Origin of the sequence: Aphanothece sacrum FPU1 (genome assembly GCF_003864295.1) — a bacterium.
GTDB lineage: Bacteria > Cyanobacteriota > Cyanobacteriia > Cyanobacteriales > Microcystaceae > Aphanothece_B > Aphanothece_B sacrum.
Genome location: NZ_BDQK01000013.1, coordinates 219,468 through 235,106, shown reverse-complemented (window position 1 = coordinate 235,106; position 15,639 = coordinate 219,468). Strand labels below are relative to the sequence as shown.

15 protein-coding genes are annotated in these 15,639 nt (G+C 35.9%); 9 read left to right on the top strand and 6 right to left on the bottom strand.

The features are described from left to right. Positions 1 to 321: 321 nt before the first annotated feature. The 3 genes from AsFPU1_RS11680 to AsFPU1_RS11670 form a co-directional block, all read right to left on the bottom strand. The gene (locus AsFPU1_RS11680; RefSeq protein WP_124974718.1) at positions 322 to 2,841 is read right to left on the bottom strand and encodes a cadherin-like domain-containing protein; all 2,520 of its coding nucleotides are present in this window, start codon (positions 2,839 to 2,841) and stop codon (positions 322 to 324) included. A 53-nt stretch (positions 2,842 to 2,894) separates the two neighbouring features. Next, positions 2,895 to 3,131: a hypothetical protein gene (locus tag AsFPU1_RS11675; protein ID WP_227873511.1), complete on the bottom strand. Its 237-nt coding sequence runs from the start codon at positions 3,129 to 3,131 to the stop codon at positions 2,895 to 2,897. Between the two features lie 291 nt (positions 3,132 to 3,422). Next, positions 3,423 to 4,142, bottom strand: coding sequence for a diacylglycerol/polyprenol kinase family protein (locus tag AsFPU1_RS11670; protein ID WP_124974716.1), 720 nt, complete (start codon positions 4,140 to 4,142; stop codon positions 3,423 to 3,425). Between the two features lie 87 nt (positions 4,143 to 4,229). Between AsFPU1_RS11670 and AsFPU1_RS11665 the strand changes: the two genes are divergently transcribed. Beyond that, positions 4,230 to 5,258, top strand: coding sequence for a glycosyltransferase family 2 protein (locus AsFPU1_RS11665; RefSeq protein ID WP_124974802.1), 1,029 nt, complete (start codon positions 4,230 to 4,232; stop codon positions 5,256 to 5,258). 236 nt (positions 5,259 to 5,494) lie between these two features. Continuing rightward, positions 5,495 to 5,869 carry a DUF1622 domain-containing protein gene (locus tag AsFPU1_RS11660; protein ID WP_227873510.1) on the top strand — a complete coding sequence of 125 codons (375 nt, stop codon included), beginning with the start codon at positions 5,495 to 5,497 and terminating at the stop codon, positions 5,867 to 5,869. A gap of 15 nt (positions 5,870 to 5,884) precedes the next feature. Here AsFPU1_RS11660 and kaiC read toward each other — a convergent pair whose 3' ends face one another. The 3 genes from kaiC to AsFPU1_RS11645 form a co-directional block, all read right to left on the bottom strand. Beyond that, on the bottom strand, positions 5,885 to 7,399 hold the full coding sequence (gene kaiC / locus AsFPU1_RS11655; RefSeq protein ID WP_124974712.1) for a circadian clock protein KaiC: 1,515 nt from the start codon (positions 7,397 to 7,399) through the stop codon (positions 5,885 to 5,887). Between the two features lie 88 nt (positions 7,400 to 7,487). Then, complete coding sequence (locus tag AsFPU1_RS11650) at positions 7,488 to 7,778, bottom strand: circadian clock KaiB family protein (protein WP_124974710.1); 291 nt, start codon at positions 7,776 to 7,778, stop codon at positions 7,488 to 7,490. 5 nt (positions 7,779 to 7,783) lie between these two features. Further along, complete coding sequence (locus tag AsFPU1_RS11645) at positions 7,784 to 8,668, bottom strand: response regulator (protein ID WP_124974708.1); 885 nt, start codon at positions 8,666 to 8,668, stop codon at positions 7,784 to 7,786. Positions 8,669 to 9,267: 599 nt separating this feature from the next. Here AsFPU1_RS11645 and AsFPU1_RS11640 point away from each other — a divergent pair. The 7 genes from AsFPU1_RS11640 to AsFPU1_RS11610 all read left to right on the top strand — a co-directional run bounded on the left by AsFPU1_RS11640 (position 9,268) and on the right by AsFPU1_RS11610 (position 15,590). Continuing rightward, positions 9,268 to 9,936, top strand: coding sequence for a class I SAM-dependent methyltransferase (locus AsFPU1_RS11640; protein ID WP_124974706.1), 669 nt, complete (start codon positions 9,268 to 9,270; stop codon positions 9,934 to 9,936). Between the two features lie 67 nt (positions 9,937 to 10,003). Next, positions 10,004 to 10,810, top strand: coding sequence for a class II aldolase/adducin family protein (locus AsFPU1_RS11635; RefSeq protein WP_124974704.1), 807 nt, complete (start codon positions 10,004 to 10,006; stop codon positions 10,808 to 10,810). Between the two features lie 15 nt (positions 10,811 to 10,825). After that, on the top strand, positions 10,826 to 11,629 hold the full coding sequence (locus AsFPU1_RS11630) for a class II aldolase/adducin family protein (RefSeq protein ID WP_124974702.1): 804 nt from the start codon (positions 10,826 to 10,828) through the stop codon (positions 11,627 to 11,629). Positions 11,630 to 11,662: 33 nt separating this feature from the next. Next, positions 11,663 to 12,118: a hypothetical protein gene (locus AsFPU1_RS11625; protein ID WP_124974700.1), complete on the top strand. Its 456-nt coding sequence runs from the start codon at positions 11,663 to 11,665 to the stop codon at positions 12,116 to 12,118. 7 nt (positions 12,119 to 12,125) lie between these two features. Then, positions 12,126 to 12,683 (top strand): 3-methyl-L-tyrosine peroxygenase-related protein, encoded by a 558-nt coding sequence (locus tag AsFPU1_RS11620; RefSeq protein ID WP_124974698.1) that lies wholly within the window; start codon positions 12,126 to 12,128, stop codon positions 12,681 to 12,683. Positions 12,684 to 12,718: 35 nt separating this feature from the next. Continuing rightward, positions 12,719 to 14,119, top strand: a complete 1,401-nt coding sequence (locus AsFPU1_RS11615) for a flavin monoamine oxidase family protein (RefSeq protein WP_124974696.1) — start codon at positions 12,719 to 12,721, stop codon at positions 14,117 to 14,119. 82 nt (positions 14,120 to 14,201) lie between these two features. Next, the gene (locus AsFPU1_RS11610) at positions 14,202 to 15,590 is read left to right on the top strand and encodes a cytochrome P450 (protein ID WP_124974694.1); all 1,389 of its coding nucleotides are present in this window, start codon (positions 14,202 to 14,204) and stop codon (positions 15,588 to 15,590) included. The last annotated feature ends 49 nt before the right edge of the window (positions 15,591 to 15,639 follow it).

Sequence of the window (15,639 nt, the reverse complement as noted above, 5' to 3'; positions counted from 1 at the left end):
ACCACTAAAAATAAAGAGCAGAAAACTGATAAAATGAAGGAGAGAGAATAAATGTAGGGGCATGGCAATGATAACCTGTTGATAAAAACAAAATTTTCAAAATGCCATGCCCAAATCAAAATAATTTTCATTGAATAGGGGGCATGGCAACATTAATATTATGGTAATTTTCACAGATTGTTAATGCCATGCCCCTACAGGGTTAAATCGGGTTTTTGATATCAGGTGTAAGATTTGAGTAGGACACATCACGGGTACAGAAATACGGCTCAAGGTGAGGCAAAATCTATGCCCCACCAAGAACCAGAACAGCCTGTAATCCTAGATGTTGACGAAATCGGCCGCAATTAGGGTCGTGGTATTAATACCAGTCAGGGTTGCCAAAATTTCATTAGTGGAAGCCACCCGAATAGTGCTTCCTGAGAAATTCAGTTGCCCGAAGCTCAAACCGTTATACAGTCCGATTTTATCTTCACCCCTAACGAAGTCAGTAATGGTATCAGAACCATCCCCACCAGTATAGGCAAATACATCTTGAGCGTTGCCACCGGTGAGGGTATCACTGCCAAGACCACCATAAAGGGTATCTTTGCCATTATCGCCGTTGAGGACATCGTTGCCAATACCGCCATACAAGAGGTCCTCACCATTACCGCCGTTGAGGGTATCGTTGCCGCTACCACCATAGAGGATATCGTTGCTATTATCGCCGTTGAGGATATCGTTACCATTACCACCGTCGAGGGTATCGTTACTATTGCCACCGTTGAGGATATCGTTACCATTACCACCAACCAGGTTATCTGGTTTGTTAGTACCTGTAAGGCTGCCACCGACAGCCACCGTAACGGTAGCAGTACCAGTCAAACTACCATCACTGAGGGTGTAGTTAAAGCTGGCATTACCACTGAATCGAATTGGGGTAAAGAGAATATAATCATCTGCGGTGTTGCTGACAGTGCCATTATTGTTAAGTACCGCAGTGCCGTTAGTGACACCACTGACACCAGTGATACTCAAGACGCTGTTATCAACATCGGTATCATTAGCCAGTAGGGTACTAGCTTGGATACTGACGGTAGTATTGAAGCCAGTGCTAGCAGTGTCGTTAACACCAACAGGAGCATCATTAACGGGTGTTACAGAGAAGGTTTGGCTTTGACCAGCTAAAGTTGCCGTACCATCAGTTACACCGTAGGTTAGATTAACTGCACCATTAAAGTTAGCAGTTGGGGTGAAAGTATAAGTCCCATTACCGTTGTTGACTAATGCACCGTTATTGGAAGTTAAACCGACTACGGATAAGGTATCACCAGCATCTACATCGCTAAACCCTGCTAATAAGTTAGCTGCTGTAATCGTGATAGGTGTATCTTCAGCCGTATTGCTTAAAGTAGCAGTTGGTGAACCAACAGGAGCATCATTAACGGGCGTTACAGAGAAGGTTTGGCTTTGATCGGCTAAGGTTGCCGTACCATCACTCACACCGTAGGTAAGGGTGACAGTACCATTAAAGTCAGCAGTTGGGGTGAAGGTATAAGTCCCATCAAAGTTGTCTACCAATGCACCGTTATCAGCAGTTAAGTTAACAACTGAGAGGGTATCACCATTTACATCGCTAAACCCTGCTAATAAGTTAGCTGCTGTAATCGTGATAGGTGTATCTTCAGCCGTGTTGCTTAAAGTAGCAGTTGGTGAACCAACAGGAGCATCATTAACGGGCGTTACAGAGAAGGTTCTGCTTTGACCGGCCAAGGTTACTCTACCATCAGTTACACCGTAGGTAAGGGTGACAGTACCATTAAAGTTAGTAGTTGGGGTGAAGGTATAAGTCCCATCAAAGTTGTCTACCAATGCACCGTTATCAGCAGTTAAGTTAACAAATGAGAGGTTATCACCATCTACATCGCTAAACCCTGCTAATAAGTCAGACGCATAAATGATAATGGCTGTATCTTCAGCAGTATCGCTTAAAGTGGCAGTGGGTGAACCTGTGGGGGCATTATTAACTAGGTTAGTAGGATCATTCTCGAAGAACAGGGTATTGCCGTTGAATTCACCCACAAAAGCATCCAAGTCCCCATCCCCATCGATATCGGCAAAGGTGGGGCCAGCATAAAGCCCCACATCCCTCAGTCGGAAGGGGTTGGTGGCCTTAAGGGTGAAGCTGGGAGCAGACCCGCTTCCCGTGTTGCGATAGAATGTCGTATTGCCGTATGAGTTCCCCACAAAAGCATCCAAGTCCCCATCCCCATCGATATCGGCAAAGGTGGGTGTAGCAAAAATCCCCACATCCGTCAGTCCGAAGGGGTTGGTGGCCTCAAGGGTGAAGCTGGGAGCAGACCCGCTTCCCGTGTTGCGGTAGAACCGGGTATTGCCGTTGATTTCACCCACAAAAGCATCCAAGTCCCCATCCCCATCGATATCGGCAAAGGTGGGTGAAGAATTATACCCCGCTTTCGTCAGTCCGAAGGGGTTGGTGGCCTCAAGGGTGAAGCTGGGAGCAGACCCCGTTCCCGTGTTGCGGTAGAATGTGGTATTGGCGTCAGCAGCACCCACAAAAGCATCCAAATCCCCATCCCCATCGATATCGGCAAAGGTGGGTGCAGAATTACCCCCCACATCCGTCAGTCCGAAGGGGTTGGTAGCCTCAAGGGTGAAGCTGGGAGCAGACCCCGTTCCCGTGTTGCGGAAGAACTGGGTATTGCCGTCACCAGCAGCCACAAAAGCATCTAAGTCCCCATCCCCATCGATATCGGCAAAGGTTGGTTTAGCCAAAACCCCCACCTTCCTCAGTCCGAAGGGGTTGGTTTGGGGAGAATTGAATATAGGATCAGCCATGAATTAGTTTTCCTCTGAAGATTTAATCAATTTACTCGTCTGTCGCACTTCTCCTAGCCAGTTAAATAGGGTATTAGGTGTCGTCCGACAAACTGCAACAAACGGGGATAATGGTGAGAAACCGAACCCGTAAGATACGGAACATCACTGTTAATTTGACGACGTATCGCTTCAGCTAACAGGGAAATCCCTCGCCCCCGACTCTGGAAGGGTTTAGCTACCTCCCAAGTGGTATAGCGAATGGTATCAGGTGCTAACCGATGGGTTAACACCCAATCTGCTTTAGACATTATAGGGTTAGTCTGATTCAATTTAATAACCGATGTGGCAACATATATTTATCGGACGAGGTTGTGCTGCCGCACGTTAATATATTGGTCGGGCTGTATCCCGACGCTAAAACATTGCGGGTACTCACCTGCGGTTCGATGCGTCCCGCTCGTTTATAGCGCGGGACTTAGCCCGACATTTAAGTTAAACAATATATTGAACTTATAGGTGGAACATTAAGTATTGATGATAGCGATCGCTGTCTCTAACCAGGAAATACATATTTGACCTAATTTGTCAATGCGTAACTCCTATAATCGTTGACCTAAGTAAAAAGCAACAATTGCACTACCGACAGGAACGGTCAAATTATCAATTCCCCAGATGGAAAACGCTTCTAACCCGGTAGCAAATACCCCTACTAGCAACGAAATAAGGACGGTTAAACCGATGGGACTACCAATAGATAAGAGAATAAGACTGGTCACAAAAACACTAACCCCCATCATGGTTAATGACCCTTCCCAACTTTTACTGACTCCGAAAATATGATAAGGATGTTTTCCCCAATTTTGACCCACAATAGCGGCCATCCCATCACCCCAGGCCATAACTAAAATGCCAATTGCTGTATATTGGGGTTGATGATTTGACCAAAAATAATAAGCTAAAATACCGATACTGATAGCATAAAAGAAAGTTCCTAAGCTTTTTCGTCCCACGCTGTTGATACTGGGAAGAATGGGTAGAAAATAGGAGATTAAGGCGACAATACTGGCAATAACAGATGCTCCTAGAATAACCCATAAAGGAATTTGGAGCCACCATGCTAATACGATAACATTTCCTGAGCCAATATGCACGATTTTACGGGTAAATTCGGCATTTGTTCCCCGTAAACGGTTTAATCCTTCTGCCAGGGCAATAATAATCCCTAAATAGAGGGCAACCACACTTAAGGGATACCAAACAGCAGAAATAGAGTCTAATAATGATAGTAATTCAGACAAAGACTTAATGGGGAATAACATAGGATAGGACTAAAATTTAACCTATAGATTTTATGTCTGTTTGTTTAAGTAAAAATGGTATATAAATACCAAGCTAGAGGAGTGATTATGGAACAATTAGAATTATCTCATACTAAGATAGAGCAAAATTATCGAATTTTCTCTGATAAAATATCAATTGTTATTCCCATTTTTAATGAGGTGGATAGTTTATCAGAGTTAATTAACCGGACTGCTAATATTTTACAAGAAAACTATCTAGATTATGAAATTATTTGTGTTGATGATGGTTCAGAGGATGGCTCAACTAATTTACTATGTCAATTAGCTCGTAGTCGAACAGATTTAAAAGCAGTTATCTTGCGTCGAAATTATGGGCAAACATCCGCTATGTCTGCGGGATTTAATTATGCTCAAGGACAAATTATTGTCACTTTAGATGGAGATTTACAAAATGATCCTAAGGATATTCCTCGATTACTTTCTAAGTTAAAAGAAGGGTATGATCTAGTTAGTGGTTGGCGTAAAAATAGACAAGATGATCGTATAACTCGTTTAATTCCTTCTCAAATTGCTAATTGGACAATTGGTAAAGTAACGGGAGTGAAACTTCATGATTATGGTTGTTCTTTAAAAGCTTATCGGTCTGAATTAATCGCCGATCTTAATTTGTATGGTGAATTACATCGATTTTTACCCGCATTAGCTTATATTGAAGGGGCAAAAATTACGGAAATTCCGGTTAATCATTATGCTCGTATTCATGGCAAAAGTAAATACGGTTTAGGGCGAACTTTTCGAGTTTTAATGGATTTATTAACCGTATTTTTTATGAAAAAATTCCTAACTCGTCCTATGCACGGGTTTGGGTTTTTAGGTTTAATTTCTATGGTGTTAGGGGTAGCTTGTGGCAGTTATTTAACCTTTTTAAAGTTGGTTGTAGGTCAAAGTATTGGTCATCGTCCCTTACTCATTTTAGCGGTGCTTTTGTTATTAACTGGGGTACAATTATTTAGCTTTGGGTTATTAGCTGAATTAGGTATGAGGACTTATCATGAATCCCAAAAACGCCCTATTTATCGCGTCCGTGATGTGATTAGTTCAGCCTCTGAATCAACATTATTAAGTAATCGATAAATCACAAAACTAATATCAGTAGAAGGGGTTAGACACTGCTATAATTAATAACAGACCTTATGCCTGATCCTATAAAAACGATCGTCCGCCTTCCCGGACTAAATTCTAGGTTTCTAGGTTGCGTAGGCAACCTTTGTCTGTATAGCTTAACTCTTTAGAGTTAAAGTATTTGTAATAATTTAGCTTCAATGAACTTTGAATTCCTCAGTATAAATCTGTCATCAATTGTTAGAAATTTGAATATTATTCTAACGAACTTTTGTCAAGTACTTGCCGTATTTGTGATTTTTATTGGTGTTACTAAAGCCTTAATTATTTTTTTGAAGTATTTATTATTTAAACCTCCAACACCAGAAGGCTTTCACAAAAGCCGTTTAGCGATGGGATATTCCTTTTCTTTGGGATTAAGTTTTTTAATAGGAGCAAGTATTCTTAACACTATGATCTCTAGTAAATGGGATGATATTGCTAGATTGATCGTCATTATTGCCATTCGTACAGTTCTTAATTATTTTCTCATGCAAGCTATCGATAATTCTGGAGAATCGGCATCTTTAAATTCTAAACAGATAACCGATCTCAAACCCAATATACAGCAGATTAATTCTTAATTTTGGGATTAATTTTTATTCCTCAAACATTGTACTTAATCTATCTACTTCACTTTGTGCTGTATACATAGGAGTTCCAGCTAAAATTCCGGTTACATTGCGGAAAGGTTTACCTATGTGCATTCCTTTATTATCAATAGAAAATTCCCGAATATCTTTATCGTGCATTGAACCACGCATTTTTAATACGGTAATTCCTCGACGCATTTCCCCATACATTTCTACATATCGTAGTAAAATAATTGAGTCCGTAATAGTAGAAATATGAGCCTCTGTAATGGATGAACCTCCTAAAAGAGTTGGAGTTGTAGACGTAAATAATCCCCCAATTTCTTGTTGTTTAATAAAAGAAGTTAAGCCAATAATAAATTCTCGAAACCCTTTAAGAGCAGACACTCTTTCTAAAGCAGAAAGACTATCAACCGCTACTCGATTTGGTTTAAATTCTTCGATAATTTCCTTCATCATAATGAGGTGATGTTCTAATCCTGTGGTTTCAGGATAACGACAGACAACTTTTAGTTTTCCTTCTCGTTCCATCTTCTCAAAATCAACCCCCCAACCAGTAGCATTACGAAATAGTTGTTCCCGACTTTCTTCAAAAGCAAAAATTAAACATCTTTCCCCATTCATGACCCCTCCGGCCATAAATTCAGTCACCATTAAAGTCTTACCAGTTCCGGTGGCCCCTGAGACTAAAATGATAGAATCACGAAAAAATCCACCCCCACACATTCTATCTAATTCTTCACTGCCAGAGGTAATACGAATATTAGATGATTTTTGTTCGAGTTCAATAGCAGATAGAGGAAGAATAACCACCCCACGATTAGGAATAATGGTAAAAGGATATTCACCTTTTTGATGATTTGTGCCGCGATATTTTAGGATTTCAATAGTCCGACGGCGTTTTTCATCGCTGAGGACATTTCGCAAAATAACCACATTATCCGCGACAAATTCCTCGACTCCATAACGACTAATTTCTCCATATTCAGCCGTTCTTTCTGCAGTCATAATAGAAGTAACTTCTAATTCTCGCAAGGCTGAAGCTAAACGAAATAAATCACTGCGAATCTGTGCGCTATCAGTTAAATGACTAAAAATTGCCCCTAATGAGTCGAGAGAAACCCGTTTAGCCTTATATTTACGAATAGCAAATTCAATGCGAGCAATTAACGCCCCTAAATCGTACTCTCCCGTGACCATCGGTTGTTCTCCTGGTTGGGGAGAAGCATCCACAAAGGCCCATTTGCGTTCTTCTTCCCATTCGCCAATATTCCAGCCAAAACCGCGCATATTTTTCCGTAGTGCCTTGGGGGGTTCTTCAAACGTGACAAAGACTCCATTTTCTCCCTTTTTAATGCCTTCAACCAGAAACTGACAAGCAAACACCGTTTTAGAACTTCCGGCAGTTCCTGCGATTAAAGTGGCCCTACCTTTGGGAAGTCCTCCTTCTGATAAAAAATCGAATCCTGGGATGGAGGTTTCTAATTTCTGGATATAGTCCTGTTCGTTATCTTGACTCATTAGTTACTCTATTTTTTGGTAAAATTTGGTGGAATATTATCCACTTTTTATTGTCCCTGTTTCTTTAATTTTTGCCAAGCTATTTTTTTTATCTCGTGTCTATCTCTTGAGGAATCAAATCTAAGCCTAATAAGACTTTTTCGGTGTTAGACATATCTCCAATAATTCGCTGGAGAGGGGGAGGTAATTGTTTAATTAGGGTGGGTGTCACTAAAATTTTCTCTTGTTCTGCTTTTTGGGGGTCTTCTAAAACATCAATAATTTCTACACTGTATTGATCTCTAAGTTCTTCATGACAAATCCGTAAAAGATTGGTAATCGCACGCCGAGAATAGATGGAGTTTCCAGTTATATATAATCTCAAAAGATATTTGTTCATAGGGCTTAGCGATAGTCAGATTTGTGTGAGATAGTAATGTTGCTTAATCTAATATAGTATTTTCGATAAAATGATGCTAAATACCCTATTAATTCTAAGATCATTATACGTCCTTCTGACACATAGGCTTGGGTTCTGGCTAAGGTGACATCTCCACTTTTCTCTTTTAAAATTTTAGTATGTATTTCTATGGCATCTCTAGGACTGGCCTTGAGAAATCCTAGTTTATCCGCTAACATTTTGAGTTGTTCGGAGATGTTATGATCCACTTTAAACATTCTTTGTTCTAAGGCCAGTTCGAGTAAGTTACCATAGATTTGAGCCAATTCTTCAAATAGGTCGGGTACGCTTTCTTGTAAAGAATCCGCTCCAAACATTCTAGCAGTAATACTGGTACTTATTCCCGCACTGACTATAGATTCTAAGTCAGCTATTTCTACTGCTTGCTGTTGTTTTTGTTGTCCGAGGGCTATTTGATTGCGATATTTTTGTCGCTCGATAGCTAAACGAATTGCATAAACTAATAAGTTACTATCGATACTTTGAATTTGTAAATAACCATCAGCCCCTAATTGAAAAGATTTAACAACTAAGGTTTCATCGTTATTTTCTGTTTCTACAATAATCGGAATATTAGGAAATTTCTCTCGAATTTTAATCAGTGTATCAAATCCTTGACTATCAGGTAAAATTAAGTCTAGCAAAATCACATCAAAAGAATGATCTGCTAGTATAGTCATCCCTTCCTCTAAATTGGCAACACAAGTTATTGGAAAGTTTAATCCGTTGGCTAGAGAAGAATTTTGAGCATCTACCAGTAATTCTTGGACTAGCTTAACATTATCTAATTTATCTTCTATTAAAAGAACATTACAGATCTCACTCGACATTTTTACCTAAAATTTTGACAAGGGATAAAATTAACGTGGTTCACTTTTAATAGTAAACTTAGCCTTATATGTTAGATTAAAATAGTTGTATTTTAACTAATCAAGATCTATCAGGCAAGGAAGATTATCCATGTCAAGTGAGGAATGACTGCTTTATTATTAGCTTAGCATATCTTAAATTGGCTTCTACCGAACTTCTATAATAAAATCAGTATAAAATCCTGAAAGGTTAAGTAATGCATATAGGGTTAAATCTAAGCTCAAACCATCACTCCATCACCCCCCAGCGAAGGTGCGCGTAGCGACCATCCCATAAGTAGAATAGGACTAATTTAGATGGGTGACAGCTTATCAGGATTCGGGTTTGTTGGGTTTCGTCCCTCAACCCAACCTACAAGTAATGAATAAGATTAATCTATTGACTTTAATAGTATTTTCGGGTATATTAGGATTAATTCACTAATCTTGTATCTCCAAATCTCTAATTGACTCGCTTATGGACTATCGTTTTATTGCGACTGGTTCTGCATGCAGGTAGGCTTTTATTATTTTCTTAAAGTCAAAATAAAATTAAGTAAAATTAGTATGTATTTATGCTGATGAAAAGAATAGTTGAACCAGAATTAATGGAAGAAGAAGCGCAAAGTTTAGCTTATGCAGAAGCAGACTTTGAACAACCCCATAGTTATTTTATTCAATTATTTCAAGAAAAATTTGCTAATTACATTCCTGATAATGTACTCGATTTAGGATGTGGTACAGGAGATATTACTTTAAGATTTGCTAAAGCTTATTCTGATTGTAATATTCATGGAATTGATGGTTCAAAAACCATGTTGGCTTATGCTTACAAAGATTTAGCTAATTGTCATCAAAATGTCATTCAAAGAGTAAAATTGATTGAAGGAATTTTACCAGAAATTTCTTTACCATTAAGTCATTATGATGTGATTATTAGTAATAGTTTGCTCCATCATTTACATGATCCTTTTGTACTTTGGCGATCGCTAAGACAATATAGTCAACCAGGGACTAAAATCTTCATAATGGATTTATTGCGTCCTGAAAGTATGGAAGAAGCTGATAAATTAGTGAAAAATTATGCCCAAAATGAGCAATTAATTTTACAAAGAGACTTTTTTAATTCTCTATGTGCAGCTTTCAGTATTTCTGAAGTAAAAGAGCAATTACTTAACCAAAATTTAGATTATTTATTCCTTGAACAAATAAGCGATCGCCATTTTATTATTTTTGGTGAATATCAATAATAATACATCCTTGCGATGTAAAAAGAATAATCTTTAAAATCCTTGTCTAACTAAAACAAATAAAAACATGAATCAAACATCTACAATTCCCACTGAAACAACAAAAAATACACCTTATAACCTAGATGAATCCTCTATTCGTATTAAATTAGCAGCAATTTATAGACTTATTGATTATTTTGGTTGGAATGATTTAACTTTAACCCATGCAAGTGCTAGATTATCAGGATCTGAGTCTCATTTTTTAATTAATTCTATCGAATTTTATTTTGATCAAATAAAAGCGTCTAACTTAGTCAAAATAGACTTTGAAGGAAATAAGATTGATAACAATTCTTTGCCAGTAAATCCTACTGGTTTTGTTATCCATAGTGCCATATTAGAAGCACGACCAGATATTAATGCAGTTATTCATGCTCATACTCCTTATGGAGTAGCAGTATCTACCCTTGAATGTGGTTTTTTACCTATTGATCAAATAGGAATGATGTTTCATAATAAAATAGCATATCATGACTATAATGGTTTAGGGATGAATATTGAGGAAAAAGCTGGTTTGGTTGCTGATTTAGGACCAGAAAAACTATTAATGATAGATAGAAATCATGGTTTAGTAGTATGTGGCAGAACCATTGAAGAAGCCTTTGTTAATCTTTATTTTTTCGAGTCTGCTTGTCGTACCCAAATTTTAGCCATGTCAACAGGAACAAAAATTAATCAACTTTCTCCTGAAATTTTAGATTCTACTGCCAAACAATTAGAAAAAGTAAGAAGACCAGATCCATCAAATACTCGTAAACCTAATTTAGATAAACAAACATTTGATGGTTTATTAAAAGAATTAGATCGAATTGATCCTTCTTATCGTAATTAAAAACCATTAAAAACTATGAATCAATTAAACCATACTATTGATGCACAAAGACAATTTGAGATCTTCGATGAATCTCAAGCAAGAATTTATTTAGCAGCAGTTTATCGACTTATTGACTTTTTTGGTTGGGCTGATTTAACCTTAACCCATGCTAGTACCAGAGTGCCAAATTCGGATTGCCATTTTCTGATTAATCCATTTGGAATTAAATTTAATCAGATCAAAGCTTCTGATTTAGTAAAACTTGATTTTGAAAGTAATATTATTGGTAATAATAATCAAATAACTATTAATCCTACAGGTTTTATTCAGCATAGCTCTATTTACAAATCTAGACCAGATATTAACACAATCATTCATGCTCATACTCCTTATGGGGTAGCATTATCAACCCTTGATAGTGGGTTACTATATATTGATCAAGCAGCCATGGTTTTTTATGACAAAATAGCCTATCATGACTATGACGGTTTAGCTGTAGATCATCAAGAAGGAAAACGCATAGCCGAGGCTTTAGGTAAAGATAAATTATGCTTGATCCAACGTAATCATGGAATAACTGTTTGTGGCCAAAAAATAGATGATGCTTTCATTTATTTGTATATGTTAGAGTTTGCTTGTCGAACACAGATTTTGGCGATGTCAACGGGGGCAAAATTAATTCAACCATCTTCAGAAATTGTCTCATCTTTTAGTAAACAAATTGATCAATTTAAACAGAAACTTGATGTTAATCCTAGTACAAAAAAGATTAATTCTTTTGGATTTAAAGCTTTAATCAATAAACTTGATCGTCTAGATCCTTCTTATAGAGATTAATTCTTTAATCGGAGTGTTTCGAGGATTCAGAAAATGAAAAATGATAATTTAAAGCTGAATTTATTAAATCCATTACAACTTCCAACTACTTTATCTCCCGATTCAGAAACTAATAATAAGATTTTAAAAACATTAGAATTAATACAAATAGTTATTACTGAATCGGATACAGACCAAAATCTAGATAAATTGATTGAAGCTATGGTAATTTTAGGAGAAACACAACAATCATTAATTAATAATCCTATAACCGAAACTTTCTTAAGTTTAGAAGAAATTGAGGATTATGATAATTACTTTATGGTGAATCATTGTAATAGCGAAAATATAGCAATTAGTATTGTTTCCAGTATTGTTTTGGCAATGAGAGAACTGCTTTTATTATCTAAATTACACAACTTTAATCACGAAGAATTGCTAAAATTAAAACAAGGATATCAAGAATATATCAACTTACTGTTCAGAACTTTTAATTTATCTGAGGAATAACTATAAAATGTTAAACGAAGAAACTCAATCCTTAAGAATCTGGAAAGGCTTTCATTGGTCATTTTTTGTCATGACTCAAGGATTGACTATTTGCTTAAAAAGATTTGAAGAAGCTATTAAACAAAATGATTTAATCTTAGCCCAAAAAGAATTAAAAACTGCAACCAATCTCATGTTAGCTTCTAGTGCAGCGATGAAATTAACTGGAAGTTTTAATCCTAGTCATTATCAAAATTATATCCGTTCGACTATGAATCCCCCTGGGGTTAAATCCCCTGATTTTAGTGGTTTAATGTCTTGGGATCATGCTATTTTAATTGAACTCTGGAAACAATTAAAACCAATTTTTTCCTCTATTCCGCTTGAAATTAAACCAAATCATGACGAGTTCATTATAGCTTATAAAAATCTTGCTGAATCTCATCGGAAAGTGTGTTCAAAATTTGGTGGTGAAGAAATGGGTAGTTTAGTTTGTCCAAATAAAACTGCCGTTGAAACTTTAGATAAATTTGCCAATAATCGTCAACGTTTATTAAAAGGAAACAAAGCTAAATTTTCTTGTTAAATCTTATTTTTATATATAATTATAATCAATAATTTATGAATACTTTAATCAAACCATTAACAAAAACAAATAACTCTAAAAAGGTGTTGATTTTGGGAGCAGGAATAGCAGGATTAACAGCAGCTTACGAATTAAACAAAGTTGGACATCAGGTTACAGTTTTAGAAGCAAAAATGAGTTCGGGTGGACGTATAAAAACTTTGCGTGAACAATTTGCTGATGAACTTTATACCGAAGCAGGAGCAGCACGCATCCCCAGTAATCATGATTGGGTTTTCCACTATATCAAACATTTTAATCTACAAACATCTCCTTTTTATCCAGAGCAATTAGATTTTGTTCATTATTGTCAAAATCAAAGAATTAGAATTTGTGATGAAAAACAAGTAACTTTAGGTCAATATCCTCTTGATTTTTCAGAAGAAGAAAAAAACATGACATTAAAAGATTTATGGCACAAAGTTTTTAGTCCATTTTTTCCAGAAATGGGCGATCCTTCCTTACTGAATTGGCCTTATGATTCTTTAAAAAAATATGATTTTATGACAGTAAAAGAGTTCCTTATTTCTCAAGGTATATCTAAAAATGTATCAAAAATGTTCGGCTTGGGTCACATGGATTTTAGCAAAGATAAATACTCTGCTCTAGAAATTTTCCGCTTAACAGCTTTTGGACTTAAAGAAAATCAAAAGGTTAAAATTGTCGGTGGTTTTGACCAATTACCTAAAGCTTTTGCCAGACATCTTCAAGATAAAATTTTTTATGGCGCAAAAGTATTTTCTTTGGTTCAAAACCATAATAATGTTATTGTTTTTTATAAAAAAGGAGGTTTTGAACATAAAATTAGTGCCGATTATTTAATTTGCACAATTCCCTTTTCTGTACTGCGTCATTTAGCCATATCTCCTTCATTATCTAAAGCTAAAAATAGAGCTATTCAGGAAATGTCTTATATGAGTGCATCGAGAGTTTTCTTTCAAGTAAGAAAGCGTTATTGGTTAGAGCAAAATTACAATGGTTTTGGTTTGGCAGACTATCCTACTGAACTTTGGCATTCTACCTTTGATCTTGCCCAACAAAGAGGAATATTGGTTTCTTATTTCAAAGGTTCATCTTCACAAAAAATAACATCAATGATAGAATCAGAAAGAGTAAACTATGCTCAAAAGCAATTAAAATTTATGCTTCCAGGTTTAATTGATTATCTTGAAGGAGGTTTTTCATTTTGTTGGGATGAAGATGAATATGCACTAGGAGCTCATAGTTTCTTGAATACAGGACAAGTTACTCAACTTTTACCACATAGTGCTAGTTCTGAAGGCAGAATACATTTTGCTGGCGAACATACTTCAGCATGGCATGGTTGGATACAAGGAGCAATTGAATCTGGTTATCGTGCAGCAACAGAAATTAATAATTTAACTAATACTACCTAAAATACTTGTATTTTGAGCAAAACAAATTTTTTATTTTTGTAATTTAGTTTTCTTTATATTATTACTATTAAAAATTATAATTATGGACAGAGAAATACCTAATGACAAAATCTCCGGTGAAAAGATGAAAAGTCTTTTAGAAAATCCCTTAGTTCAATTGCGAGGGGATAATTATTACCGTGAAGCAATTCGTTATTTTCAGTCACCTTATGGAGAAATTCATCAAGAAAGTCTTGAATCAGGAGAGTTTCATAAAAAATTATCTCGGATTACTTTCTCGATTTTGCGATCGCTTTCTAGGGAAGAAATAGCAGAAGTAGTCTGGGAAACCTTAGAAAATTGGGTCAAAAACCGGCAACAACCAATTCAGATTACTAATTTATTTACCGAGATTCGTCCTTTGATGATTGTGGTAATGTTTAAGCTATTATTTAAAGAAAATATTAGTTCAAAACAATTATCAATCTATAGTAAAGCAATAGAAAATTTGCATGATACTCTTAAAGGTACAGCCTTACGTTCTCATTCCATTCGGAGAAAGATGTATGAAGATATTAAAGAACAAGTAAAAAGTCAACATTTTTGTAGTTTTTTTCAGAAAAAAGATTTAGAAGAACTTGACAACGAAATTTTGGCTAAACATATTGGAGGTGTTTTTTTTCATACAGGTGTTGTGCAAATACTTGAATTTATTTGTCATACTTTAGTACCAATATGTCAAATACAAGAGATTAAAAATAATTTACAAGAATATGTAAGTAAATTAAACTGGTATCCTCAATGGGAAGAAATTGATACCTATAATTATTTAGATTATGTCTGTAATGAATCCTTACGTTTATTTCCTCTCATTGGTAAGACTAATCGACAAGTTAGTGAAACTTTTACCAGTGAAGATATTAGTTTTGAAAAAAACTCAGTTTTATATATAAACTTTTATAAAAATCATCGGTTACATTGGGATAATCCAGAAGAATTCAAGCCAAATCGATGGGATGAGAATAGTGCAGAAGCTACAGCAAAACAGATAAGAAAAGACAATTTTCTTCCCTTTGGTACTGCACCCAGAACTTGTCCTGCTGAAAGTTTTTCAAGAAATATTGGCAAATTATTTATTATTGGTATCCTAAAATATACCGATTTTAAAATTCCTACTAAATATATTCATACTAGACGTATTCCTGAAGGAGTACCCGTAGTAATGAGTCTTAATTCTTGTGCTGAAAAAATTAGATCAACGACAATAAATAAATCTAGAGATGTTTCTGCTAGTGATTTACTTATTTCCCTTGAAAATAGTTTAGATGCTATTGATGAATCAGCATCAGTAGAATTAAGTATTCGTAAGATTGTTAATCAAATATTTAGAGATTTACAAAAAGGTAGTTTTCGCTTGGCTGTATTCTATCCTCTAATCAGAGATGTAGATATTTGGTTTAATTTTTACTTAAGAAAGATTCAAAAGAAATAAAGAAAATATTAAGCTTATCCTAAACAAATTTCAATACTTAAAACATCAC

What these genes read in the sequence shown, in the direction of transcription:
- AsFPU1_RS11615 (WP_124974696.1), top strand. Translation starts at nt 12,719, where the DNA reads ATGAATACTTTAATCAAACCATTAACAAAAACAAATAACTCTAAAAAG.
- AsFPU1_RS11650 (WP_124974710.1), bottom strand. Translation starts at nt 7,778, where the DNA reads ATGAACAAATATCTTTTGAGATTATATATAACTGGAAACTCCATCTAT.
- AsFPU1_RS11645 (WP_124974708.1), bottom strand. Translation starts at nt 8,668, where the DNA reads ATGTCGAGTGAGATCTGTAATGTTCTTTTAATAGAAGATAAATTAGAT.
- AsFPU1_RS11640 (WP_124974706.1), top strand. Translation starts at nt 9,268, where the DNA reads ATGAAAAGAATAGTTGAACCAGAATTAATGGAAGAAGAAGCGCAAAGT.
- AsFPU1_RS11630 (WP_124974702.1), top strand. Translation starts at nt 10,826, where the DNA reads ATGAATCAATTAAACCATACTATTGATGCACAAAGACAATTTGAGATC.
- AsFPU1_RS11675 (WP_227873511.1), bottom strand. Translation starts at nt 3,131, where the DNA reads ATGTCTAAAGCAGATTGGGTGTTAACCCATCGGTTAGCACCTGATACC.
- kaiC (WP_124974712.1), bottom strand. Translation starts at nt 7,399, where the DNA reads ATGAGTCAAGATAACGAACAGGACTATATCCAGAAATTAGAAACCTCC.
- AsFPU1_RS11665 (WP_124974802.1), top strand. Translation starts at nt 4,230, where the DNA reads ATGGAACAATTAGAATTATCTCATACTAAGATAGAGCAAAATTATCGA.
- AsFPU1_RS11680 (WP_124974718.1), bottom strand. Translation starts at nt 2,841, where the DNA reads ATGGCTGATCCTATATTCAATTCTCCCCAAACCAACCCCTTCGGACTG.
- AsFPU1_RS11670 (WP_124974716.1), bottom strand. Translation starts at nt 4,142, where the DNA reads ATGTTATTCCCCATTAAGTCTTTGTCTGAATTACTATCATTATTAGAC.
- AsFPU1_RS11620 (WP_124974698.1), top strand. Translation starts at nt 12,126, where the DNA reads ATGTTAAACGAAGAAACTCAATCCTTAAGAATCTGGAAAGGCTTTCAT.
- AsFPU1_RS11635 (WP_124974704.1), top strand. Translation starts at nt 10,004, where the DNA reads ATGAATCAAACATCTACAATTCCCACTGAAACAACAAAAAATACACCT.
- AsFPU1_RS11610 (WP_124974694.1), top strand. Translation starts at nt 14,202, where the DNA reads ATGGACAGAGAAATACCTAATGACAAAATCTCCGGTGAAAAGATGAAA.
- AsFPU1_RS11625 (WP_124974700.1), top strand. Translation starts at nt 11,663, where the DNA reads ATGAAAAATGATAATTTAAAGCTGAATTTATTAAATCCATTACAACTT.